General features: G+C 72.2%; 22 protein-coding genes. 10 read left to right on the forward strand and 12 right to left on the reverse strand.

Annotated elements, in window-relative coordinates:
- Positions 1–3: 3 nt before the first annotated feature.
- On the forward strand, positions 4–768 hold the full coding sequence (locus DEJ32_RS08455) for an NAD(P)H-hydrate epimerase (protein WP_110900949.1): 765 nt from the start codon (positions 4–6) through the stop codon (positions 766–768).
- Positions 769–797: 29 nt separating this feature from the next.
- On the opposite strand, the gene DEJ32_RS08460 is transcribed toward DEJ32_RS08455, so the two are convergent.
- Positions 798–1,739 carry a 2-deoxy-5-keto-D-gluconate 6-phosphate aldolase domain-containing protein gene (locus tag DEJ32_RS08460; protein ID WP_110900950.1) on the reverse strand — a complete coding sequence of 314 codons (942 nt, stop codon included), beginning with the start codon at positions 1,737–1,739 and terminating at the stop codon, positions 798–800.
- Between the two features lie 79 nt (positions 1,740–1,818).
- Between DEJ32_RS08460 and DEJ32_RS08465 the strand changes: the two genes are divergently transcribed.
- The gene (locus tag DEJ32_RS08465) at positions 1,819–2,715 is read left to right on the forward strand and encodes a neutral zinc metallopeptidase (protein WP_110900951.1); all 897 of its coding nucleotides are present in this window, start codon (positions 1,819–1,821) and stop codon (positions 2,713–2,715) included.
- Between the two features lie 91 nt (positions 2,716–2,806).
- Here DEJ32_RS08465 and DEJ32_RS08470 read toward each other — a convergent pair whose 3' ends face one another.
- A complete protein-coding gene (locus DEJ32_RS08470) occupies positions 2,807–3,751 on the reverse strand; it encodes a thioredoxin domain-containing protein (protein ID WP_181420620.1) in 945 nt (314 codons plus the stop codon).
- Positions 3,752–4,013: 262 nt separating this feature from the next.
- On the opposite strand from DEJ32_RS08470, the gene DEJ32_RS08475 reads away from it, so the two are divergent.
- Together DEJ32_RS08475 and DEJ32_RS08480 are read left to right on the forward strand one after the other, a co-directional pair.
- The gene (locus tag DEJ32_RS08475; RefSeq protein ID WP_110890964.1) at positions 4,014–5,114 is read left to right on the forward strand and encodes an ABC transporter ATP-binding protein; all 1,101 of its coding nucleotides are present in this window, start codon (positions 4,014–4,016) and stop codon (positions 5,112–5,114) included.
- A 145-nt stretch (positions 5,115–5,259) separates the two neighbouring features.
- Positions 5,260–6,546 (forward strand): DUF4032 domain-containing protein, encoded by a 1,287-nt coding sequence (locus tag DEJ32_RS08480; RefSeq protein WP_110890963.1) that lies wholly within the window; start codon positions 5,260–5,262, stop codon positions 6,544–6,546.
- Between the two features lie 227 nt (positions 6,547–6,773).
- Here the strand turns inward: DEJ32_RS08480 and rlmB are convergent, their stop codons facing one another.
- From rlmB to DEJ32_RS08500, 4 genes are all read right to left on the reverse strand, one after another.
- On the reverse strand, positions 6,774–7,793 hold the full coding sequence (rlmB, locus tag DEJ32_RS08485) for a 23S rRNA (guanosine(2251)-2'-O)-methyltransferase RlmB (protein WP_110824107.1): 1,020 nt from the start codon (positions 7,791–7,793) through the stop codon (positions 6,774–6,776).
- 28 nt (positions 7,794–7,821) lie between these two features.
- Positions 7,822–9,231 carry a cysteine--tRNA ligase gene (gene cysS, locus DEJ32_RS08490; protein WP_110900953.1) on the reverse strand — a complete coding sequence of 470 codons (1,410 nt, stop codon included), beginning with the start codon at positions 9,229–9,231 and terminating at the stop codon, positions 7,822–7,824.
- Between the two features lie 61 nt (positions 9,232–9,292).
- Positions 9,293–10,468 carry a 2-C-methyl-D-erythritol 4-phosphate cytidylyltransferase gene (gene ispD, locus DEJ32_RS08495; protein ID WP_110891074.1) on the reverse strand — a complete coding sequence of 392 codons (1,176 nt, stop codon included), beginning with the start codon at positions 10,466–10,468 and terminating at the stop codon, positions 9,293–9,295.
- Between the two features lie 51 nt (positions 10,469–10,519).
- Positions 10,520–11,002 carry a CarD family transcriptional regulator gene (locus tag DEJ32_RS08500; protein ID WP_017888066.1) on the reverse strand — a complete coding sequence of 161 codons (483 nt, stop codon included), beginning with the start codon at positions 11,000–11,002 and terminating at the stop codon, positions 10,520–10,522.
- Positions 11,003–11,187: 185 nt separating this feature from the next.
- On the opposite strand from DEJ32_RS08500, the gene DEJ32_RS08505 reads away from it, so the two are divergent.
- Positions 11,188–11,775 carry a hypothetical protein gene (locus DEJ32_RS08505; protein ID WP_110900954.1) on the forward strand — a complete coding sequence of 196 codons (588 nt, stop codon included), beginning with the start codon at positions 11,188–11,190 and terminating at the stop codon, positions 11,773–11,775.
- A 74-nt stretch (positions 11,776–11,849) separates the two neighbouring features.
- Here the strand turns inward: DEJ32_RS08505 and DEJ32_RS08510 are convergent, their stop codons facing one another.
- A complete protein-coding gene (locus tag DEJ32_RS08510; RefSeq protein WP_110824111.1) occupies positions 11,850–12,530 on the reverse strand; it encodes a response regulator transcription factor in 681 nt (226 codons plus the stop codon).
- Positions 12,527–13,693, reverse strand: a complete 1,167-nt coding sequence (locus DEJ32_RS08515) for a cell wall metabolism sensor histidine kinase WalK (RefSeq protein ID WP_110891076.1) — start codon at positions 13,691–13,693, stop codon at positions 12,527–12,529. The genes DEJ32_RS08510 and DEJ32_RS08515 overlap by 4 nt, the downstream gene beginning before the upstream one ends.
- 146 nt (positions 13,694–13,839) lie before the next feature.
- Here DEJ32_RS08515 and phoU point away from each other — a divergent pair, with 146 nt between their 5' ends.
- Both phoU and DEJ32_RS08525 read left to right on the forward strand, forming a co-directional pair.
- Positions 13,840–14,511, forward strand: a complete 672-nt coding sequence (gene phoU, locus DEJ32_RS08520) for a phosphate signaling complex protein PhoU (RefSeq protein ID WP_110824113.1) — start codon at positions 13,840–13,842, stop codon at positions 14,509–14,511.
- Positions 14,512–14,613: 102 nt separating this feature from the next.
- Positions 14,614–15,156, forward strand: coding sequence for an AAA family ATPase (locus DEJ32_RS08525; RefSeq protein ID WP_110900955.1), 543 nt, complete (start codon positions 14,614–14,616; stop codon positions 15,154–15,156).
- Between the two features lie 71 nt (positions 15,157–15,227).
- Here the strand turns inward: DEJ32_RS08525 and DEJ32_RS08530 are convergent, their stop codons facing one another.
- Complete coding sequence (locus DEJ32_RS08530; protein ID WP_110824115.1) at positions 15,228–15,974, reverse strand: phosphoglyceromutase; 747 nt, start codon at positions 15,972–15,974, stop codon at positions 15,228–15,230.
- A 43-nt stretch (positions 15,975–16,017) separates the two neighbouring features.
- Between DEJ32_RS08530 and DEJ32_RS08535 the strand changes: the two genes are divergently transcribed.
- Positions 16,018–16,806, forward strand: coding sequence for a class I SAM-dependent methyltransferase (locus tag DEJ32_RS08535; protein ID WP_110900956.1), 789 nt, complete (start codon positions 16,018–16,020; stop codon positions 16,804–16,806).
- Between the two features lie 119 nt (positions 16,807–16,925).
- Here the strand turns inward: DEJ32_RS08535 and DEJ32_RS08540 are convergent, their stop codons facing one another.
- The 3 genes from DEJ32_RS08540 to DEJ32_RS08550 form a co-directional block, all read right to left on the reverse strand.
- Positions 16,926–18,002, reverse strand: a complete 1,077-nt coding sequence (locus DEJ32_RS08540; RefSeq protein ID WP_110900957.1) for a folate-binding protein YgfZ — start codon at positions 18,000–18,002, stop codon at positions 16,926–16,928.
- Complete coding sequence (locus DEJ32_RS08545) at positions 18,002–18,604, reverse strand: FABP family protein (RefSeq protein WP_110891080.1); 603 nt, start codon at positions 18,602–18,604, stop codon at positions 18,002–18,004. The genes DEJ32_RS08540 and DEJ32_RS08545 overlap by 1 nt, the downstream gene beginning before the upstream one ends.
- Before the next feature lie 153 nt (positions 18,605–18,757).
- Complete coding sequence (locus DEJ32_RS08550; RefSeq protein WP_110824119.1) at positions 18,758–19,063, reverse strand: hypothetical protein; 306 nt, start codon at positions 19,061–19,063, stop codon at positions 18,758–18,760.
- A 98-nt stretch (positions 19,064–19,161) separates the two neighbouring features.
- Between DEJ32_RS08550 and DEJ32_RS08555 the strand changes: the two genes are divergently transcribed.
- Together DEJ32_RS08555 and mshD are read left to right on the forward strand one after the other, a co-directional pair.
- Positions 19,162–19,842, forward strand: a complete 681-nt coding sequence (locus tag DEJ32_RS08555; protein WP_110824120.1) for a response regulator transcription factor — start codon at positions 19,162–19,164, stop codon at positions 19,840–19,842.
- Positions 19,842–20,666: a mycothiol synthase gene (gene mshD / locus DEJ32_RS08560; RefSeq protein ID WP_110891081.1), complete on the forward strand. Its 825-nt coding sequence runs from the start codon at positions 19,842–19,844 to the stop codon at positions 20,664–20,666. The genes DEJ32_RS08555 and mshD overlap by 1 nt, the downstream gene beginning before the upstream one ends.
- Positions 20,667–20,699 lie beyond the last annotated feature (33 nt).

Here is a 20,699-nt window from a genome sequence, read left to right on the forward strand (position 1 = left end):
GGTATGGACGGCTACGGCGGCGACCAGATCCGAGCGGCGGAACGCCCCCACCTCGAGGCGGGTGAGCCGCTCATGCAGCGGGCCGCGGACGGGCTCGCCGTGATCGTCGCGGACCTGCTCGGCGACCCCGCGATCCGCCCGGGGGACGACCCCGGCTCCGTCCTCGTCCTGGTCGGCAGCGGTGACAACGGCGGTGACGCGCTCTTCGCCGCTGCGCGGCTGGCGGCGGCCGGGAGGCACGTGACGGTCCTCCGCGTCGGCTCCCGTGTCCACGAGGCGGGCCTGGCCGCAGCCCGGGAGGCCGGGGCACGCCTCCTGGACGACCCCGCGGACGGCGGCCCGGTGCCCTCGGCGGCGGGTGCCGCCGACATCCTGCGTGCGGCGACGCCCCCGGCGGGGGAACGGCTCGCGTCGGTCGCGCGGGAGGCGGCGCTCGAGGCCGACCTGGTGCTCGACGGGATCCTGGGGATCGGCGGCGGAGGACCGCTGCGTTCCCCCGCGCGCGACGTCGTCGCGGCGCTCCGGGAGCTCGCACGCGAACAGCGGGCCCCGTTCGTCGTGGCCGTCGACGTGCCGAGTGGCATCGACGTGGACACCGGCGGCATCGCGGACGACCACGTGCTCCACGCCGACGTCACCGTGACGTTCGGCGGGGTGAAGGCCGGGCTCCTCCGCGGCCCGGCGGCGACGCTCGCCGGGCGCATCGAACTGGTGGACGTCGGGATCGGCGCGGACCTGGCGTCCGTGGAGCCGCTGGTCCGCACCTGACCCGCGTCGACCGACCGGGTCCGGTCAGCTCAGACGGCGCCCGCGTCCACACCGTGCTCGATCCCTCTGCGGGCCTCGAGCCAGGTGTCGACGAAGTGGCGGTAGTTGGCCGCGATGAGCTGTTCGGCGGCCTCGGTGTCGAGGTGCTCGCGGACGACGTCCTCGAGCGCCTCCTCCCAGTTGCTCCGTCCGATCGCGAAGCCGACGAACCCGTCGACCGGCGCCGCGGTGCGCAGCCAGTGGTCGAGCTGCTCCTCGGGGGCGTCCCGCCCGAGGACGATGCACCGGACGGCGTCCCGACCACCGCGGCGGGCGGCGGCGACGACGCGCTCGGCGTCCTCGGTGCGGTCGAGCCCCTCGAGCTTCCACACGTCGGCTTCGACGCCGTGGTCCTGCAGGTACTCGAGGACCTGCACGACGAGGTCCGGGCGGAGGTCGCGGTCGTAGTCCTCCACCGCGTCGCGCTGCTCGTCGGTCGCCGGGACGAGCAGTTCCACGAGGAACGGCCGGCCCGCGTCGTGCAGGGTCGCCGCGACGTCGGCGAGCGCGGCGGCCTGCTGCGCGCGGTGCTCGGCGTCGAACGCCGGGTTGTCCCGCACGAGCACCTTCACCCAGTCCGGGTCGAACGTGTCGACGTGGGCGACCCAGTCGTCGCCGTACTCGAGCTCGAACCACTCGCGGCCGGAGCGCTCGACCGGCATCGCGAGCTGCAGCCCGGCCTCCTTGACGAGCCGGGCCACGTCGGCGCCGTACCGCTCGTCGACGAGGACACCCGTGTGCTCGCGCGCTGCACCGGCGGCGAGGGCGGTGAGCAGGCCACGGTAGACGAGCTGCTTGCCGGCACGGACGCGCTGGGCCTCGGCCTCGTCCGCGGGCTCTCCGGAGTCCTCGTCGTAGGTGTGCTCGAGGAGCGAGGACCGTTGGTCCATCGCGAGCAGGAACAGGGGGTGGGTCTCGTCGAGGATCGGCATGCCCCCGGTCTACTCGCGCCACGCCCGACGGTCGCGCCGGTGCACACGTCCCCCGCTGCACGTCCGTAGGTTCGACGCCATGACGTTCAACGACGACTCGCAGCTCAGTGGCGGCAAGGTCAAGCGGCGCGGCCCCGGTCGTGGTGTGGCGATCGGTGGCGGGTCCATCGGCACCGTGATCGTGGTGTTCCTCATCGCACAGTTCACCGGGGTCGACCTCAGCGGCGTCGTCGGCGGTGGCGGCGGACTGACGACCATCCAGCAGGGCGGCGCGGAGGCCTCGCCGGTCGCCGAGTGCCGCACCGGTCGCGACGCGAACGCGAGCATCGACTGCCGCATGGAGGGCGCTGCGGAGTCCCTCGACGCGTACTGGTCCGCCGAGGCCGAGCAGCTCGGGGTCAGCTACTCGACGCCGGAGTTCTTCCTGTTCACCGGGTCGACCGACACCGGGTGCGGGACGGCCTCGGCGTCGACGGGGCCGTTCTACTGTCCGCCCGACCGTGCCCTCTACGTCGACACGGACTTCTACGACGAGCTCCGCTCCACGTACGGGGCGTCCGGCGGACCGCTCGCCGAGATGTACGTGGTCGCGCACGAGTGGGGCCACCACGTCCAGCAGCTCGAGGGCACCTTCGCCGAGACCGACCGCAGCGGCAGCGGGGCCGCGTCGGACAGCGTCCGCGTCGAGCTCCAGGCGGACTGCTACGCCGGCGCCTGGGTCGGTGACGCGGCGACCACGGAGTCGGCGAACGGGGAGACGTTCTTCGAGCCCGTCACCCGAGCCCAGGTCGCGGACGCGCTGTCGGCGGCGAGCGCGGTCGGCGACGACAGCATCCAGGAGCGCGCCACCGGCCGGGTCGACCCCGACTCGTTCACGCACGGCACGAGCGAGCAGCGTCAGGACTGGTTCGAGCGGGGATACGAGCGGGGTGCGACGAGCTGCGACACGCTCACCGTGCCCGCGTCGGCCCTCTGAACGGCAACGGCCGGGATGCCTCGTGGAGGCGTCCCGGCCGTCGTGCGCGTCCGACACGTGGTCGGTCGTGCTGGTCAGCTCGTGTGCGGTGTCAGCCGGCGGTCGGCGACGCGGACCCGGACGGCGTCGCGGACGCGGTGGGTGTCGCGCTCGGGGTCGGCGTGGGGGTCGTCTCGGTGCTGCCCGCGGCGCTGACGACGAAGGTCCGGAACTCGTCGTTCGTCGAGGCGGTGGAGTACGGGTACTGCTGGCCGTTGACGAGCACGAGCGGGGTCCCCGGGAAGGTCGTGAGGTCCGAGCCGGGGATGTCCCCGCCCGTCACGGCGGTGGTGCGCTCGTCGACCCACTTGCCGTACCGCTGGTCCTCGATGCACTGCTCGATCGTCGAGCCCTTGCGCACACCGGGCACGGTCGTGACGACGTCGGCGAGCTGCTCGTCGGTGAGGCCCGGCGTGCCTTCCTCCGGCTGCGCGGCGAACAGTGCGCGGTTCACGGCGAAGAACGAGTCCGGGGACTCCTGCGCGACGCAGGCCGCCGCGTTCGCGGCACGGAGGGAGTACTTCGTGCCCTGGGAGCGGTTCGTCAGGATCGCGACGGGGTGCACGTCGAGGGTCGCGGCACCGGAGTCGACGAGCCCCTCGATGTACTCGCTGTTCGTCTGCTCGAACGAACCGCAGATCGGGCAGAGGTAGTCCACGTAGAGGGTGATCCGGACCTGTTCGGCCGAGGCGGTCGAGCTCGGCGACGGCGTGGACGCAGCGCCGGGCTCGACGGCCTTCAGCCCGGCGCCGATCGTGATCCCGCCGTCGGCCATGGTGTCCGGCCCGGGGCCGGCCGGACGCGAGGAGTTCACGAGCACCAGCGTGACGATGGCGGCGGCGGCGATCAGCACGACGCCCAGTCCGACCTGGAGCCCGATGCGGACACCCCGCTGGCGTCGCCTCTGCTGGGTACGGGTTCGCTGAGCTCGCTCGCGCGCGGCGGCACGACGCGCGTTGCGCTCGGCGCGGGCGTCGCCTTCGGGGCGGTTGGTCATCGTGCGGTCGTCCTCCTGGTCGGTGTCCGCCGGCCTCCCCCCGGTCGGCGGACGGACCCGGCGATTGTAGTGGCGGCCGATGGGAACCAGCCAACCAGCAGACGACGCCCGGAGCCCGCGTGCCCCCCGCACTGGCGCCAGCCGGAGAACTCGTGTTGTATGAGGCGTGACGGTCGACGGCGACCGTCCGGGGCCCGACTGGGCCGCCGCTTCACCACGGATCGTCCGGCACGTACCTGCCGGTGGAGAGGACCGAACGCTCATGGCGTCCGTCACCTATGACAAGGCAACCCGTCTCTACCCCGGGGGCAACCGCCCCGCGGTGGACTCCCTCGACCTGGACGTCGCCGACGGCGAGTTCCTCGTCCTCGTCGGCCCGTCGGGCTGTGGCAAGTCCACGTCCCTGCGCATGCTCGCCGGCCTCGAAGAGGTCAACTCCGGCGCCATCCGCATCGGCGACCGTGACGTCACCGACGTCCCGCCGAAGGACCGCGACATCGCGATGGTGTTCCAGAACTACGCGCTGTACCCGCACATGACCGTCGCCGAGAACATGGGCTTCGCGCTCAAGATCGCCGGCGTCGGCAAGGAGGAGCGCGCCACCCGCGTGCAGGAGGCCGCCAAGCTCCTCGACCTCGAGCAGTACCTCGGTCGCAAGCCGAAGGCGCTCTCCGGTGGTCAGCGTCAGCGCGTCGCGATGGGCCGTGCGATCGTCCGTCAGCCGCAGGTGTTCCTCATGGACGAGCCGCTGTCGAACCTCGACGCCAAGCTCCGCGTCCAGACCCGTACCCAGATCGCGTCGCTGCAGCGTCGTCTCGGCGTCACCACGGTCTACGTCACGCACGACCAGACCGAGGCGCTGACGATGGGCGACCGCATCGCGGTGCTCAAGGACGGCATCCTGCAGCAGGTCGGCACCCCGCGCGACCTCTACGAGAAGCCGAACAACGTGTTCGTCGCCGGCTTCATCGGCTCGCCGGCCATGAACCTCCTGCCGGCGTCGGTGCTCGAAGGCGGCATCAGCTTCGGGTCGCTCAACCACCCGATCGACCGCGACACCCTGTCGAACGCCCGCTCGGGTGCCGTCACGGTGGGCGTCCGCCCCGAGGACATCATCGTGTCCCAGTCCGGCGAGGGCCTGCCCGTCACGGTCGACGTCGTCGAGGAGCTCGGCGCGGACGGCTACCTCTACGGCCACGCCGACGTGAACGGCACGCGCACCGACATCGTCACGCGCGTCGACGGTCGCAACCACCCCTCGATCGGTGACACGATCGTCGTGAGCCCGAAGCAGGGTCACGTGCACGTGTTCGACGCCGAGTCGGGCGAGCGCCTCGACGACAAGGCCGTCGTCAGCGCCTGATCACCACCCCCGGGAGCCCGTCATCCGCCGTCCTCGGCGCCTGGCGGGCTCCCGTCGTTCCCACCTGCGGGACGGGAGGCTCGGTGCGGGCCCGCACCGAGCCTCCCGTCCTCCAGACCCACCGCCGAGCACCTGAGGACCCGTCGTGCCCGACTCCATGACCATCACCGCCGCCACCGTCGACCCCGGCCTGCTCGACCTTCCCTGGGACCTGCCGCTCGAGGCCTGGCCCGACGAGACGATCGTCGCGCTGCCGAAGGGCATCTCGCGGCACCTGGTGCGGTTCGTGCACCTCAGCGGCTACGTCGTCGCGGTCAAGGAGACGAGCGCCGAACTCGCGCGCTCCGAGTACGACATGCTCCGGACCCTGCAGCGCATGGACGTGCCGTGCGTGGACCCCGTCGCGGTCATCACGAACCGCGTCGGTCGCGAGGGCGAGGAGCTCCAGCCCGTCCTCGTCACCCGCCACCTCCGCTTCTCGCTGCCCTACCGCGCGCTGTACTCGCAGACGCTGCGCCCGGACACGGCCACCCGCCTGGTGGACGCCCTGGCGCTCCTGCTCGTCCGGCTGCACGTCATCGGCTTCTACTGGGGCGACGTCTCGCTCTCGAACACGCTGTTCCGCCGCGACGCCGGCTCGTTCGCCGCGTACCTGGTGGACGCCGAGACCGGGAAGCTCTACCCGGGCGGGCTGTCGAACGGGCAGCGGGAGAACGACCTCGAGGTCGCCCGCGTCAACATCGCCGGCGAGCTCCTCGACCTGGAGGCCGGCGGACGTCTCGACGAGAACGCCGACCCCGTGGACGTGTCGAACCGCATCGTGGCGCAGTACCGGACCCTCTGGACGGAGCTCACCGGCACGGAGCAGTTCGACGCGGCGGAGCGCTGGCGCATCAACGACCGCGTGGAGCGGCTCAACGCGCTCGGCTTCGACATCGAGGAGCTGTCGATCCGCACCGCGGAGTCCGGCGCACAGGTCCGCATCCAGCCGAAGGTCGTCGACGCCGGACACCACCAGCGCCGTCTGCTGCGTCTGACCGGCCTCGACGCCGAGGAGAACCAGGCCCGACGACTGCTCAACGACCTGGACGCGTACCGTGCCCGCAACGGCCGCGAGGAGCTCGACGAGGAGATGGTCGCGCACGAGTGGGTCTCGCGGGTGTTCGAGCCCGTCGTGCGGGCGATCCCGCGGGACCTGCGCGGCCGGCTCGAACCCGCCGAGGTGTTCCACGAGTTGCTCGAGCACCGCTGGTTCATGTCGCAGCAGGAGGAGCGCTCGGTGTCGCTCCCCGAGGCCACGACCGCCTACATCAACGACGTGCTGCGGCACCGGCGGGACGAGCGCACGCTCATCAACCCGCCGACGTCGTCGATCGCGCTGCCGCTCGACGGCGAGGACGAGGACGACGAGGACTGGCGCGCGTCCGTCTGAGCTGTCCCCCTCCCCCCCCGGTTCCGGAATTCGCGCATCTCGCGCGTCGAGATCCCGCGATCGCGGAACCACGGCGGACGTGAGCGGCAGGTCGTGCGACCTCGGCAGACGCGGTCGGGCGCGGTGAGCGGGCTGGGCGGGGCGGCGCCCTCCAGGCAGACGGACGGGAGGCCCGGCGCCGGTCGCGTGGACCGGCACCGGGCCTCCCGGATGTCGCTGGTGCGGCGCTACTCGGCGCGTCGGCGCCGAGCGACCTCCCACAGGGTCACGCTCGCGGCGATGCCCGCGTTGAGGGACTCGGTCGCGCTCGAGATCGGGATGGAGACGATCGCGTCGCACGTCTCGGTGACGAGGCGGGAGAGGCCCTTGCCCTCCGAGCCGACGACGATGACGATCGGCCGGTCGGCGAGCTCGAGGGCGTCCAGCTCGACGTCCCCACCACCGTCGAGACCGAGGACGAACAGCCCCATCGACTTCAGCGATTTGAGGGTCTGCGTCAGGTTCGGTGCCATCGCGACGGGGGTCCGGGCAGCGGCACCCGCGGACGTCTTCCACGCCGACGCGGTCACGCCGACGGAGCGACGCTGCGGCACGATGACCCCGTGCCCACCGAACGCGGCCGTCGACCGGATGATCGCACCGAGGTTGCGCGGGTCGGTGATGCCGTCGAGCGCGACGATGAGCGGGACCTGGTCGCGCGAGAACGCCCGCTCGACGAGGTCCTCGGCGACCGCGTACTCGTACGCCGGCACCTTGAGCGCGACACCCTGGTGCACGCTGTCGTGCCCCGTGATGCGGTCGAGCTCCGGACGCATGATCTCCATGATCGGCACGCCGCGGTGGTTGGCGAGCGCCAGGATCTCCTTGACGCGGTCGTCGACCTCGATCCGGGCGGCGATGTAGAGCGTCGTCGACGGCGTCTTCGTCCGGAGCGCCTCGAGCACCGAGTTGCGGCCGGTCACCAGCTCGCTGTCGTCGGTCTTGCGGGCGGGCGGTCGACCACCCGAGCGGGTCTGCGGCGCCGAGGCGCTGCTGCCGCCACGACGGGCACGCGCGGCCTCGAAGCGCTCCTTGGCGGCCTTGCGCTTGCCGGCCGGGTGGTACGGGCGGTCCTCGGCCTTCGGCGTCGGCTTGCGGCCCTCGAGCGCCTGCGCGCCCTGCCCGCCGGAACCGACCTGCTTGTTGCCCTTGCGGCCGGTCCGGACGGCGCCCGGACGACCCTTCTTGCTCCCCGAGACGTTCTTCATGCAGTTCTCCTGTTCGGCACTGCCGTGTTCAGGCGATGCTCCAGCGTGTTCCGGACGGTGTGTCCTCGATCGTGATGCCCGCGCCTGCGAGGTCGTCCCGGACGCGGTCGGCCGTGGCGAAGTCCCGTGCGGCCCTGGCGTCGGCGCGTTCCTGCACGAGGCGTTCGACGAGGGCGGCGAGCGGTGCTGCGGCGGTGTCGTGCGCACCACCCGACCAGTGCGGCGCCCGCGGGTCGATGCCGAGCACCTCCACCATCGCGGCCACCTGATGGTACGCGACACCGAGCGCTTCCGCATCGTCGGCGTCGAGCGCTGCGTTCCCGGACCGGACGGTCTCGTGCAGGACGGCCAGCGCCTGGGGCACCGCGAGGTCGTCGTCCATGGCGTCGGCGAACGCCTGCGGCACGGTCGGGGCGTCGGCGAGCCGGACCCCTTCGAGTCGTGCGGCACCGCGCTCGAGGAAGCCCTCGATGCGGTCGAGTGCGGCCTCGGCCTCGGCGAGGGAGCCCTCGTGGTGGTCGATCGTGGACCGGTAGTGAGCGGCGCCGAGGAAGTAGCGGACGACGACGGGGCGTGCGGCCGCCAGGAAGTCCGCGGCGAAGATCGAGTTGCCGAGGGACTTGGACATCTTCTGCCCCCCGACGGTCACGAGCCCGTTGTGCAGCCAGTACGAGGCGAAGGCGTCCCCCGCCGCGCTGGACTGTGCGAGTTCGTTCTCGTGGTGCGGGAACCGCAGGTCGAGGCCGCCGCCGTGGATGTCGAACGCCGGGCCGAGGTAGCGCCGGGACATCGCCGAGCACTCGATGTGCCACCCCGGGCGGCCAGCACCCCACGGCGAGTCCCAGCTGGCGGTGGACGGCTCCCCCGCCTTGCTGCCCTTCCACAGGGCGAAGTCGCGGGCGTCCCGCTTGCCCCGGGGGTCGGCGTCGGTGGCGTCGACCATGTCGTCGCGTCGCTGACGGGTCAGGGCGCCGTACTCCGGCCAGCTCGCGGTGTCGAAGTACACGTCACCGCTGCCGTCCGCTGCCGGGTAGGCGTGCCCGCGCTCGATGAGGCTCGTGATGATGTCCTGCATCTGCGGGATGCTCGCCGTCGCGCGGGGCTCGTACGTCGGCGGCAGGATGCCGAGCGCGGCGTAGGCGGCGGTGAACTCGAGTTCGACGCGGTAGGCCCGCGCCCACCACGCCTCGTCGGTGCCCGCGGCGAGGTCGAGCACCTTGTCGTCGATGTCGGTGACGTTCCGCACGAGGGTGACCCGGTACCCGCGGTGACTCAACCAGCGACGCCAGATGTCGTAGACGAGCGCGGACCGGAGGTGTCCGATGTGCGGGGAGGACTGCACGGTCGGCCCACACACGTACATGCTGACCTGTCCGTCGACCAGGGGCACGAGGTCGACGACGTCGGCGGCGCGGGAGTCGTACAGGCGAACGGTCACAGGACAAGCCTAGAGGGGGACGCCCCCACCGCGACGGAACAGGGCAGGGCCTGTGGAGTGTTCAGACGGCCCGGACGACGGCCGTGGCGATCGCGGTGAGCCCCTCGCCCCGCCCGGTGAAGCCGAGCCCGTCGGTCGTCGTGCCGGAGACCGCGACGGGAGCGCCGACGACCGCGGCGAGGGCGTCCTGCATCTCCTCGCGACGAGCCCCGATGCGCGGGCGGTTCCCGACGACCTGGACCGTGACACGGACGGGGACGAGGCCCTCCGCGCGGAGCAGCTCGACGGCCCCGCGGACGAAGACGTCCCCGGTCGCTCCGGCGTACCGCGGGTCGGACGTGCCGAACCGCCCGCCGATGTCCCCGAGGCCGCCTGCGGAGAGCAGCGCGTCGCACACCGCGTGCGCGACGGCGTCCCCGTCGCTGTGTCCGGAGAGGCCCGCTTCACCCGGGAAGTCGAGCAGACCGACGCGGCAGGGGCTCGCGGCGTCGAAGGCGTGCACGTCGACACCGAGCCCGACCCTGAGGTCGAGCGACGGAGGCGTCGACGCGGCCGCCGCACGCTCGGCGACGACGGCCTCGGCACGACCGAGGTCCCACCGCGTGGTGATCTTGAACGCGTCGGCGTCACCGGGCACGGTCCGGACCGTCCCGCCGGCCGCCTGGAACACCCCGGCGTCGTCGGTCTCGGCGCGGGCGGCCCCGGCGTACGCGCGGCGGAGGTCCGCGAGCGGGAAGCCCTGCGGCGTCTGCACCCCGACCAGCGCCGAACGGTCGACGGTCTCGACCACGGTGTCCCCGTCGACACGCTTCACGGTGTCGGTGACCGGCAGGCCCGGGACGACACCGGCGCCCGACGCCAGCACCGCGGCGAAGACCCGCTCGAACTGGCTCGCCGGGGTGAGGCACCGCGCGGCGTCGTGCACGAGGACCGTGACGACGGAGTCCGGCAGGGCTGCCAGGCCGGCCTCGACCGACGCGTGGCGGTCCGCGCCTCCCGGCACGACCGCCGTGTACGCGACCGCGGCGCCCGCGACGGAGGCGACGAGTTCCCGGCACTCGTCGAGCCGGTCCGCCGGTGCCACGACCGCGACGAACGTCGGCTCGGTCAGCGCGAGCACCGTCCGCAGTGCGCGGACGAGCATGCGTTCACCGGCGACGGGGACGAACGCCTTGGCCGTCCCGAGCCCGAGGCGGGTGCCGGAACCCGCCGCGACGACGACGACCGCCCTGCTCACCCGATCGGGGAGCAGGACGGTCGTCGTCGTGTGGTCCAGCTGCGGTTCGCGCTAGGAGGCGAGGACCTCGTCGAGGACGGTCGACGCCTTGTCCTCGTCGGTCTTCTCGGCCAGGGCCAGCTCGGAGATGAGGATCTGCCGAGCCTTGGCCAGCATCCGCTTCTCGCCCGCGGAGAGTCCGCGGTCCTGGTCGCGGCGCCAGAGGTCACGCACGACCTCGGACACCTTGATGACGTCCCCCGAAGCGAGCTTCTCGAGGTTCGCCTTGTAGCGGCGCGACCAGTTGGTCGGCTCCTCGGTGAACGGTGCCCGCAGGACCTCGAAGACCTTGTCGAGGCCTTCCTTGCCGATCACGTCGCGGACGCCGACCAGGTCGACGTTGTCCGCCGGGACCTCGATCGTGAGGTCACCCTGCGTGACGCGCAGCTTCAGGTAGACCTTCTCCTCGCCCTTGATGACGCGAGTCTTGACTTCAGAGATGGTTGCCGCCCCGTGATGGGGGTAGACGACGGTCTCGCCGACCTCGAATTGCATGTATCAGGCTCCGTTCCCAGACCTTCAGTTTACCACAAGGCCCGTTCGGGTAATGGGCCGGGCCGGCGGCGACGGGCCGGGGCGCGCGGGGCACCGCCGACCCTGACCTCCGGCCGTGCCGGGGCCTGGGTAGGATGATCGCCAGGGCCGCACGGTCCGCCATCGTTGACTTCCGGAGGAACCTCTTGCGAGCTCGGGTACTCGTTTCCGTCGCCGTCGCCGCGTCCATCGCCCTCGGCGCCACCGGCTGCGAGTTCTTGTCGCCGGCGCGCACCAAGGAGATCCGCCAGATCACCGACGGCGTGGACGTGTCGACGGGCAGCATCGACGTGCGCAACGCCCTGCTCATCACGGACACCGGCGAGGACGCCCGCTTCGTCGGCACCCTGGTCAACACCGGGGAGCGCGACCGCACCGTCACGCTCGAGCTCGACGGCACCGACCAGACCGTCGAGGTCCCGAGCAACTCGACCGTCGTGCTCGCCGACGACGAGCAGCACGACACGGTCGACTTCGACGACGTCACCGCGAAGCCGGGCTCGCTCGTGAAGATGTACTTCTCGTACCAGGGCGCCGAGGGCGCGTCGGCCACCGTGCCGGTCCTCACGAGCGCGCAGGAGGAGTACCAGACCCTCGCGCCGACCCCCACGCCGACGCCGACCGAGACCTCCCCCTCCGTCAGCGGCACGCAGCCGACCGGTGGCGCCGACGCCCCCGGCACGCAGGAGGGTTCGCAGACCGACTCGTCCGAGGGCGACAACGGCACGAACTGACGCAGCAGACACCCGGGAGGCCCGGGGCTGGTCCCGCAGGACCGGCTCCGGGCCTCCTGTCTGTCCGTCCGCGACTACGCCTCGATGCGGTAGCCGAGCCCGCGGACCGTCACGAGGACCTCCGGGGTGCTCGGAACGCGCTCGATCTTCGAGCGGATGCGCTTGATGTGCACGTCGAGCGTCTTCGTATCGCCGAAGTAGTCCGACCCCCACACCCGGTCGATGAGCTGCCCGCGGGTGAGCACGCGGCCCGCGTTGCGCAGCAGCAGCTCGAGGAGCTCGAACTCCTTGAGCGGCATCGGCGTCTCCGACCCGTCGACCGACACCGTGTGGCGCTCGACGTCCATCCGGATGCCGCCCACCTGCAGGATGCCGACGTCGCCCGGGTCGTCCTCGGTGCGACGACGGAGGACGGCACGGAGCCGGGCCAGGAGCTCCCGCGTCGAGTACGGCTTCGTCACGTAGTCGTCCGCGCCGAGCTCCAGCCCGACGACGATGTCCACCTCGGAGTCCTTCGCGGTGAGCATGATGATGGGGACGTTCGACCGCGTGCGGATCTGCCGGCACACCTCGGTGCCGCTCAGGCCGGGGAGCATGAGGTCCAGCAGGACGAGGTCGGGGTCGTCCGTGTCGAACTTCGACAGCGCGGTGACGCCGTCGGCAGCGACGGAGGTGTCGTACCCCTCGCGCTGCAGCAGGAACTCCAGGGGTTCGCTCAGGGCCGGCTCGTCGTCGACGATGAGGATCTTGGTCACGATGGCTGCTCTTCCAGTTGCTCTTCGAGTGCTGTGGTCAGTTCGGGGTCTGCTTCGGGGAGACGGATGGTGAACGTCGAGCCCTTGCCGGGCTGCGACCACACGCGGACGTCACCGCCGTGGTTGCTCACGATGTGCTTCACGATCGCGAGCCCGAGGCCGGTCCCGCCGGTCGCGCGGGACCGCGCGGGGTCGACGCGGTAGAACCGCTCGAACACGCGGTCGAGGTCGGACTGCGGGATGCCGACGCCCTGGTCGGTGACCGCGATCTCCACGAAGCCCTTCACCCGCCGGACGCCGACGCCGACGCGGGTGTGGTCCGGGGAGTACTTCACCGCGTTCGCGATGAGGTTCGACACCGCCACCTGGAGCAGGCCGGGGTCGCCGATCACCCGCAGCTTGGACCGCTTCGCACGGACGAGCTCGATGTCGCGGGCCCGGGCGACGACCTCGTTGCCGTCGATCGCGGCCTGCACGACCGCGTCGATCGCGGTCTCCTCGCTGGCCTCGAGCGCGTCGACGGACTGCAGGCGGGACAGCTCGATGATGTCCTTGGTCAGGGCGCCGAGCCGCTCCGACTCGGAGACGAGCTGCGCGGCGAACTTCCGCACGTGCGCGGGGTCGTCGGCGGCGAGCACCAGGGTCTCGGAGAGCAGGCCGATCGCGCCGATCGGGGTCTTCAGCTCGTGCGAGATGTTGGCGAGGAAGTCCCGTCGGACCTCGTCGATCCGCCTGCTCTCGGTGAGGTCGTCGGCCGTGACGAGCACGTACCGGTTGCCGAGCTGTGCCGCGCGGAAGCTGAGGTAGCCGATGACGTCGCCCCGTCCCCCGCGCGGGAGTTCGAGGTCCTCCGACCCCATCTCCCCGCTGCGCCGCACCTGGTCCACGAGTTCGGCGAGCTCGGCGTGCACGAGCTTGCGCCGGACCACCAGTCCGACCGCGAGCGCCTGCGGGGAGGCGGCGACGACGGTGTTCGACGGGTCGACGACGACGGCGGGGTTGTGCATCGTGGCGATCACTGCGGCGACGCCGTCGGGGAGGGTCCGTTCCGCCACGTCGGCAGCCCGTGCCGTGCGCTCGGCGGTGATGATCAGCACCACGACGCCCGCTCCGAACACACCGCCGAGGAGCATCGACAGTGGCACGAGCCACGCGTTGTCCATGCCGTCAGTGTAGGAGTGGTCACACGCGGTTCCGATCCCGTTCACCGCCCTCTCCGGGCCGGAACGCGAACCGTTCAGCCGCAGGTCACCGATCGTTCACCTGGGCTGACGACACTCGTCCGGTACGCAGAGAGAGGTTCTCCCCCATGCGCGAAGTGTTCCAGCAGGAGCTGCAGGACGTCCAAGAGCGTCTGACCGAGATCGCCGGACTCGTCGAGTCCGCGATCACCCGAGCGACCCAGGCGTTCAGCGACTCCGACGTCGCACTCGCCGAGGAGGTGATCGCCGACGACCAGAAGATCGACGAGGCGGCCTCGAACCTCGACGAGGTCGCGATCGACATCCTCGCCCGCCAGGCCCCGGTCGCGCGCGACCTCCGTGTCGTCGTGACCGCCCTCCGCGTGAGCTCCTCGCTCGAGCGCATGGGCGACATGGCCGAGCACATCGCGCAGCTCACGCGCCAGCGCTTCCCCGAGAAGGTCGTCCCGAAGGGCCTGCGTGGCACCTTCAAGCAGATGGGCGCACACGACGTCGCGATGTCGCAGAAGCTCACGCGCCTGCTCGCGACCGAGGACATCGCCCTCGCTGCCGAGATCCGCGACGAGGACGACGCCGTCGACGAGCTGCACGCGAGCGTCTTCGACTTCGTGCTCGGCGAGGCCTGGAAGGGCGGGCCGGTCGACACGGTCGACGCCACCCTGGCCTCCCGCTACCACGAGCGCTTCGCCGACCACGCGGTCTCCATCGCGAAGAAGGTCGAGTACCTGGCGACCGGCGACTGGGCCGGCGCCGCGGCGGTCACGACCTCGCCGGCCTGACGACTCCGGCTGCCGGGCGACTCCGGCTGCCCGTCAGCTCCGGCTGCCGCTCACGCCTGTCCCGGCGGTGTGCTGCGGTCGGAGACCTGGGAGGATCAGGGCATGGCCCAGGTCGCGATCATCGTCAACGGCATGCCCGGTTCCGGCAAGAGCACGGTGGGGGCAGCCCTCGCCGAGGTGCTCGGCTGCCCCTTCCTGTCGAAGGACCGGATCAAGGAGCCCCTGGCCGACATCGCCGGTCCGATGATCGCCTCGCGCACGCTCGGCGGTGTCGCCCTGGACACGATGTGGTCGATGGCCGGTGCGGTCGAGAACGGGGTCGTCGTCGACGCCGTCTGGCTGCCGTCCCGCGACCGCGGTCTCCTGGAGGCCGGACTCACCACCGCCGGGTCGCCGCGCGCGGTCGAGGTGTGGTGCGACGTCGACCGCGCCACGGCCGAGGAGCGCCTCCGCGACCGGTACGACCCGGGCACGCTGCCGGTGCGCCACGACGTGCACGGCGACCTCGCGTCGGTGCTCGCCTTCTGGGACGAGCACGGCGACGCGGCCGGTCCGGTCGGGGTGACGCCCGTCGTCCGGGTCGACACCGCCCGCCCCTACGACGTGGGCATGCTCGTGCAGGAGATCGCCGCGCACTTCGCCTGACGGCGAGGAGGCCCGCCCCGGCCGGGGACGGGCCTCCTGTCCGGACGCGACGCACGTCGCCCCGGGTGGTCCTACTTCTTCGCGCCCTGCGCGGCGACGGCCGCGGCGCCGGCAGCGGCGGCCTCGGGGTCGAGGTACACCGCGGGCTTCGTCGGACGGTGGTCGTCGTCGAGCTCGTACACGAGCGGGATGCCCGTCGGGATGTTCAGCCCCGCGATGTCGTCGTCCGAGATGCCGTCGAGGTGCTTCACGAGCGCGCGCAGCGAGTTGCCGTGCGCGGTGACGAGGACGGTCTTCCCCGCGGCGAGGTCCTGCGTGATGTCGGACTCCCAGTACGGCAGCAGGCGCTCGATGACGAGCTTGAGCGACTCGGTGCGGGGCAGCTGGTCGCCGAGTCCGGCGTAGCGGCGGTCACCGGCCTGCGACCACTCGGCGTCGTCGGCGATGGGCGGCGGCGGCACGTCGAACGAGCGGCGCCACTCCATGAACTGCTCCTCGCCGTACTGCTCGAGGGTCTGCGCCTTGTCCTTGCCCTGCAGGTCGCCGTAGTGGCGCTCGTTGAGGCGCCAGTCGCGCTTCACCGGCAGCCAGGCGAGGTCCGCCTCGAGCAGGGCGATGTCGGCCGTCTGGATCGCACGGGTCAGGAGCGACGTGTACAGGACGTCGGGCACGATGCCCGACTCGGCGATGAGCTCGCCGGCGCGCTTCGCCTCCTTCTCGCCGAGCTCGGAGAGCCGGACGTCGACCCAACCGGTGAACAGGTTCTTCTGGTTCCAGTCACTGTTGCCGTGACGCAGCAGGACGAGCGTGGAGGTCATGCGCCGAGTCTACCGAGCGGCGCTCCACCCGTACCCTGGTCCCATGCCCGGGAACGCCTCGCCGATCGGCACCGTCACACGCGGGACGACCGGCCACAACCGCCTCCGCCGCGTCGACCGGTGGATCGCCACGCTCCCGGTGCTCCGCCGGACCGACGACCCGCTCGTCGCCGACGTCGGCTACGGCGCGAGCCCGACGACGACGCTCGAGCTCCGCGACCGGCTGGCCCGCGTCCGACCGGACGTCGAGGTCACCGGCATCGAGATCGAGCCATCGCGCGTGGCCCTCGCGAACGCCGGCACCCGTGACGGCGTCACCTTCCGGCTCGGCGGCTTCGAGACCCCGACGCCGGGCGGACGGCGGCCGGCCGTGATCCGCGCGTTCAACGTGCTGCGGCAGTACGACGAGTCAGCGGTCCTCGATTCGTGGCGGATCATGCAGGACCGGCTCCAGCCCGGCGGCCAGCTCGTCGAGGGCACCTGCAACGAGGTCGGTCGCGTCGCCTCGTGGGTCACGCTCGACCGGGAGGCCCCGCACACCTTCACGGTCGCCCTGCGGTTGGCCGGGCTCGACGTCCCGAGCATCGTGGCGGAACGCCTGCCGAAGGCGCTCATCCACCGGAACGTCCCCGGGGAGCGGGTGCACGCGTTCCTCCGCGACCTCGACCTGGCCTGGGCGGTCGCGGCCCCGCTCGGCACGTACGGCCCGCGGCAACGATGGATCGCGGCGGTGCGTGGCATGCGCGACCGCGGGTGGCCCGTGCTGCACGGGGTCGCCCGGTGGCGGCTCGGTGAGCTCAGCGTCCCGTGGTCGGCGGTCGCCCCGGCCTGAGCGACGCCGGCGTCGGCCTCGGCGTTGCGCCCCTCGACGGACATCGTGCCCCGTCGGGACGGGGCGCGATGAGCGGAACGGGGCGCGATGGGTGTGCGGCGCTCGGCGCCGACGGGTCGTCAGCCGCGGCGGACGGCCCCGAGCCGCGGGAGGCGCGGCACGTCGGCGGTCGCACCGGCCCCGGGAGGCACGATGACCTCCTGCGCGGCGGTCACCACGACGTCGTCGGCCGGAAGGGTCAGCACCGCCGACGGGTCCAGCGAACGCTTGACCACGGCGAGCCCCACCGGCCCGAGCTCGTGGTGCGTGGCCGAGGCGACGAGCCGCCCGACCTCGGTGCCGTCGAGCGTGACGGGGGTGCCCGGCGCGGGGACCACGCCGTCGGATCCGTCGAGGTGCAGCATCACGAGCCGCCGCGGCGGACGCCCGAGGTTGTGCACCTTCGCGACGGTCTCCTGCCCGCGGTAGCAGCCCTTCGACAGGTGCACGGCGGAGCGGAGCCAGTCGAGCTCGTGCGGGATCGTCCGCTCGTCGACGTCGGTGAGCGCCGGGCGCCAGGCGGCGATCCGCAGGGCCTCGAGCGCGAGGAGGCCGGCGACCGGCACGTCCGAGGCCGCGACGGCAGCGGCGGTGTCGGGGGTGACCACGGCGATGCGGAGGGTCCAGTCGGAGCCGGGGTGGGCCTCCAGGTCGGCGTAGCCCCAGCCGCCCGGCGTGACGGACGACCACGGGTCGACCCAGGTCGCGAGCGGAGCGGCGCCACCGAGCGGGTCCGCACCCGCGAACCAGCCGAGCGTGGCGAGGTCGGCCGAGCGGTCGGTGACCTCGACGCGGAGCATGAACCGCATCGACGACAGCCACGCGGCGAGCGGCGCGGCGTCGTCCGGCTCGGTGAGGAGCCAGGTCGTCTCGCCGTCGTCGACGACACGGGCGGCGTGTTCGACCCGACCGGACGCGTCGAGCACGAGCGTCTCGGTGCTGACGCCCGGCGCCAGGCCGAGCAGCAACTGCGACGTGATCGAGTTCAGCCAGGACAGCCGGTCCGGGCCCGACACCGTGACGACCCCGAGCCCGAGTTCCACGACCGCGCGGCCCCGGGCGAGCAGGCGCTGCTCGCCGAGCGGGTTGCCGAGGTGCGCGGCCGGACCGGCCCCGGACGCCACGAAGCCGTCGTGTCCGGCGAACGGGGACGGCATCAGTCGACCTTCGCGAGCTGCCCCGAGGCGTGCGAGGTGAGCTCACGGCCGAGCGCGGCGATGTCCCACGCCCAGAACAGCTTGCCCTCGACGAGGCCGTACATGCGCGTCGCCGCCGAGTACTCCTTGGCGTTGGCGGAGCGCATCACGGCGTCGGTGGCGAGGTCGATGCGGCCCTGCTTCACCCGGCCCACGTAGAGCTCGTTGACCCCGGTGGGGTGGATGATCGCCGCTTCGACGTCGAACCCGTCGGTCTGGTTGCGCAGCGTCTCGACGCTCTGCGTGGTCGAGAACGGCACCGGTCCGTCGCCGAGCAGCATCGCCGGACCGCGGTCACCGGGCTCGGACGGACGGTCGAGTCGCCAGTAGCCCATCTCGGCGGCGAGCGGCGTGCGGTCCTCGTCGAGCAGCCACGTCGTGGACGAGTAGTTGAGGTACGGCAGACCGTCGTGGCTGAAGCTCACGCGCTGGCCGAACTCGTACGTGCGGACGGTGTCGTCCTCGCCCACGGGGTACTCGACCACCCCGGTGCCCTCCCACACGCCGACCAGCCACGACAGCGGGACGAGTTCGGCCGAGAGGCCCTCCGGCAGTTCGATCACCGCTGGCCCTTGAAGAGCTTGACGATGACCGTCACCGAGATGAACGCGATGGCGAGCGACGCCAGGCCGAGCAGGCCCACGTAGAAGAGCTCGAGCGCAAGCAGCGAATCCATGCCGCAACTCTACGCGGCCGGCACCGACAGCGCAGGACGCTCAGCGAGCCAGCAGGACGAGCGCGGTGACGAGCACGACCACGAACGACCCGGACGAGGCGATGCTGATCCGCTCGACCAGACCGTCCTTCGTCTGCGTCGCGAGCTGGAGCACGAAGCTGACGAACACCGCCGCGACGAACACGAGCAGGAGCCAGGCGAACGAGTCCTTCGCCGTCAGGGTGAGCACGAGCACCGCCCCGACCACCGCGAGCAACCAGACCGGCACGACGGACGCCAGCCGCAGTCGGCGCTGGCTCGGCCCGACGGGCGGCTCGGCCGTCGCGGGGTCGCTCGTCTCGCTCACGTCCCCATCATGACAGGCACGCGCTGGACCGTCCGTCCGGGTGGGTTCTGCGGGCTCACTAGGATGGCGCAACGACGTCTTCTCCCTCTGGAGGTCCTGTGGCACAGCTCCTGGTACTCACCTCGGCCGCGCCCGGCGACGTCCTCCCGAGCCTCGGCCTGCTGAGCCACCGGATCCGCCACGTCCCGGCCGAGGCCGCGCAGCTGGTGAACGCACCGCAGAGCGACCTCATGTTCGTCGACGCCCGCACCGACCTGGTCAGTGCCAAGGCCCTGTGCAAGATCCTCGCCACGAGCGGCTCGACCACCCCCGTCGTCCTCGTGGTCACCGAGGGCGGCCTCACCGCGGTGACGACCGAGTGGAACATCGACGACGTCGTGCTCGAGTCCGCCGGCCCCGCGGAGGTCGACGCCCGCATCCGCCTGAACGCCGGTCGCGCGTCGAAGAACCCGACCGGGTCGAAGATCCAGGCCTCCGGCGTCGTCATCGACGAGGCGAGCTACTCCGCCAAGGTGCGTGGCCGGCCGCTCGACCTGACGTTCAAGGAGTTCGAGCTCCTCCGGTTCTTCGCGTCGCACCCCGCCCGGGTCTTCACCCGCGAGCAGCTGCTCAGCGAGGTCTGGGGGTACGACTACTTCGGCGGCACCCGGACGGTCGACGTGCACGTCCGACGCCTGCGCGCCAAGCTCGGCGACCTCGAGTCGCTCATCGGCACCGTCCGCAACGTCGGGTACCGCTTCAACGTCCACGACGACGACGAACGGCTGCAGGGGCAGTGATGCTCGCCGTCGTCGAGCAACTGGCCGACGCCGCGGTCGCGGACGGCGAGGCTCCCCCGTTCTCCGACCAGACGCTCGTGGACCTGCGGGCAGGCCGGGCGCGGGTGCTCGGTGACGACTCCGGCGTCGCCGTCGTCCGGGACGACGAGGTCGAGGTCGTCGTCCGCCGGGAGGCCCGGGGGCGCGGCATCGGGACCGGCCTCGTCGAGCAGGTGCTCGCCCTCGGCGACGACGCCCCGGTCCGCGCGTGGGCGCACGGCGACCACCCGGCCGCACGCGCCCTCGCGGCCCGGTACGGCTGGTCCGCGGAGCGGACGCTGCTGCAGTTGCGCGCACCGGTGCCGACCGCGGCACCGGAGACGGGCCTCCCGGACGGCTACCGACTCGACGCCTTCCGCGCGGGCTCCACGGAGGACGAGACCGACTGGCTCGCGCTCAACGCGGCCGCCTTCGCCACGCACCCGGAGCAGGGCCGGATGACGCTCGAGGACCTGCGGGCCCGCGAGTCCGACGCCTGGTTCTCCGGCGACGACCTCGTGCTGCTGCGCGACGCCGACGGACGCCTGGCCGGCTCGTGCTGGCTCAAGGTGGAGGACGGCGTCGGCGAGTTCTACGCGGTCGCCGTCCGCCCCGACCTGCAGGGGCAGGGCCTCGGCGGCGTGCTCATGCGTGCGGGGTCCGCCCGGCTCGTCGGCCGCGGGCTCGACGCCGTCGCCCTGTACGTCGAGGGCGACAACACCCCCGCGCTGGCGCTCTACCGACGGCAGGGGTTCGTCGCCCACACGATCGACGTCCAGTACGCGGCGCCGGGGTCCGGCCGGTAACATGGGGCGGCCGGTGACGCGCCGGTGATCGTG

The sequence above is a fragment of the Curtobacterium sp. MCPF17_046 genome (assembly GCF_003224295.1).
In the GTDB taxonomy this organism is placed as follows: Bacteria; Actinomycetota; Actinomycetes; order Actinomycetales; family Microbacteriaceae; genus Curtobacterium.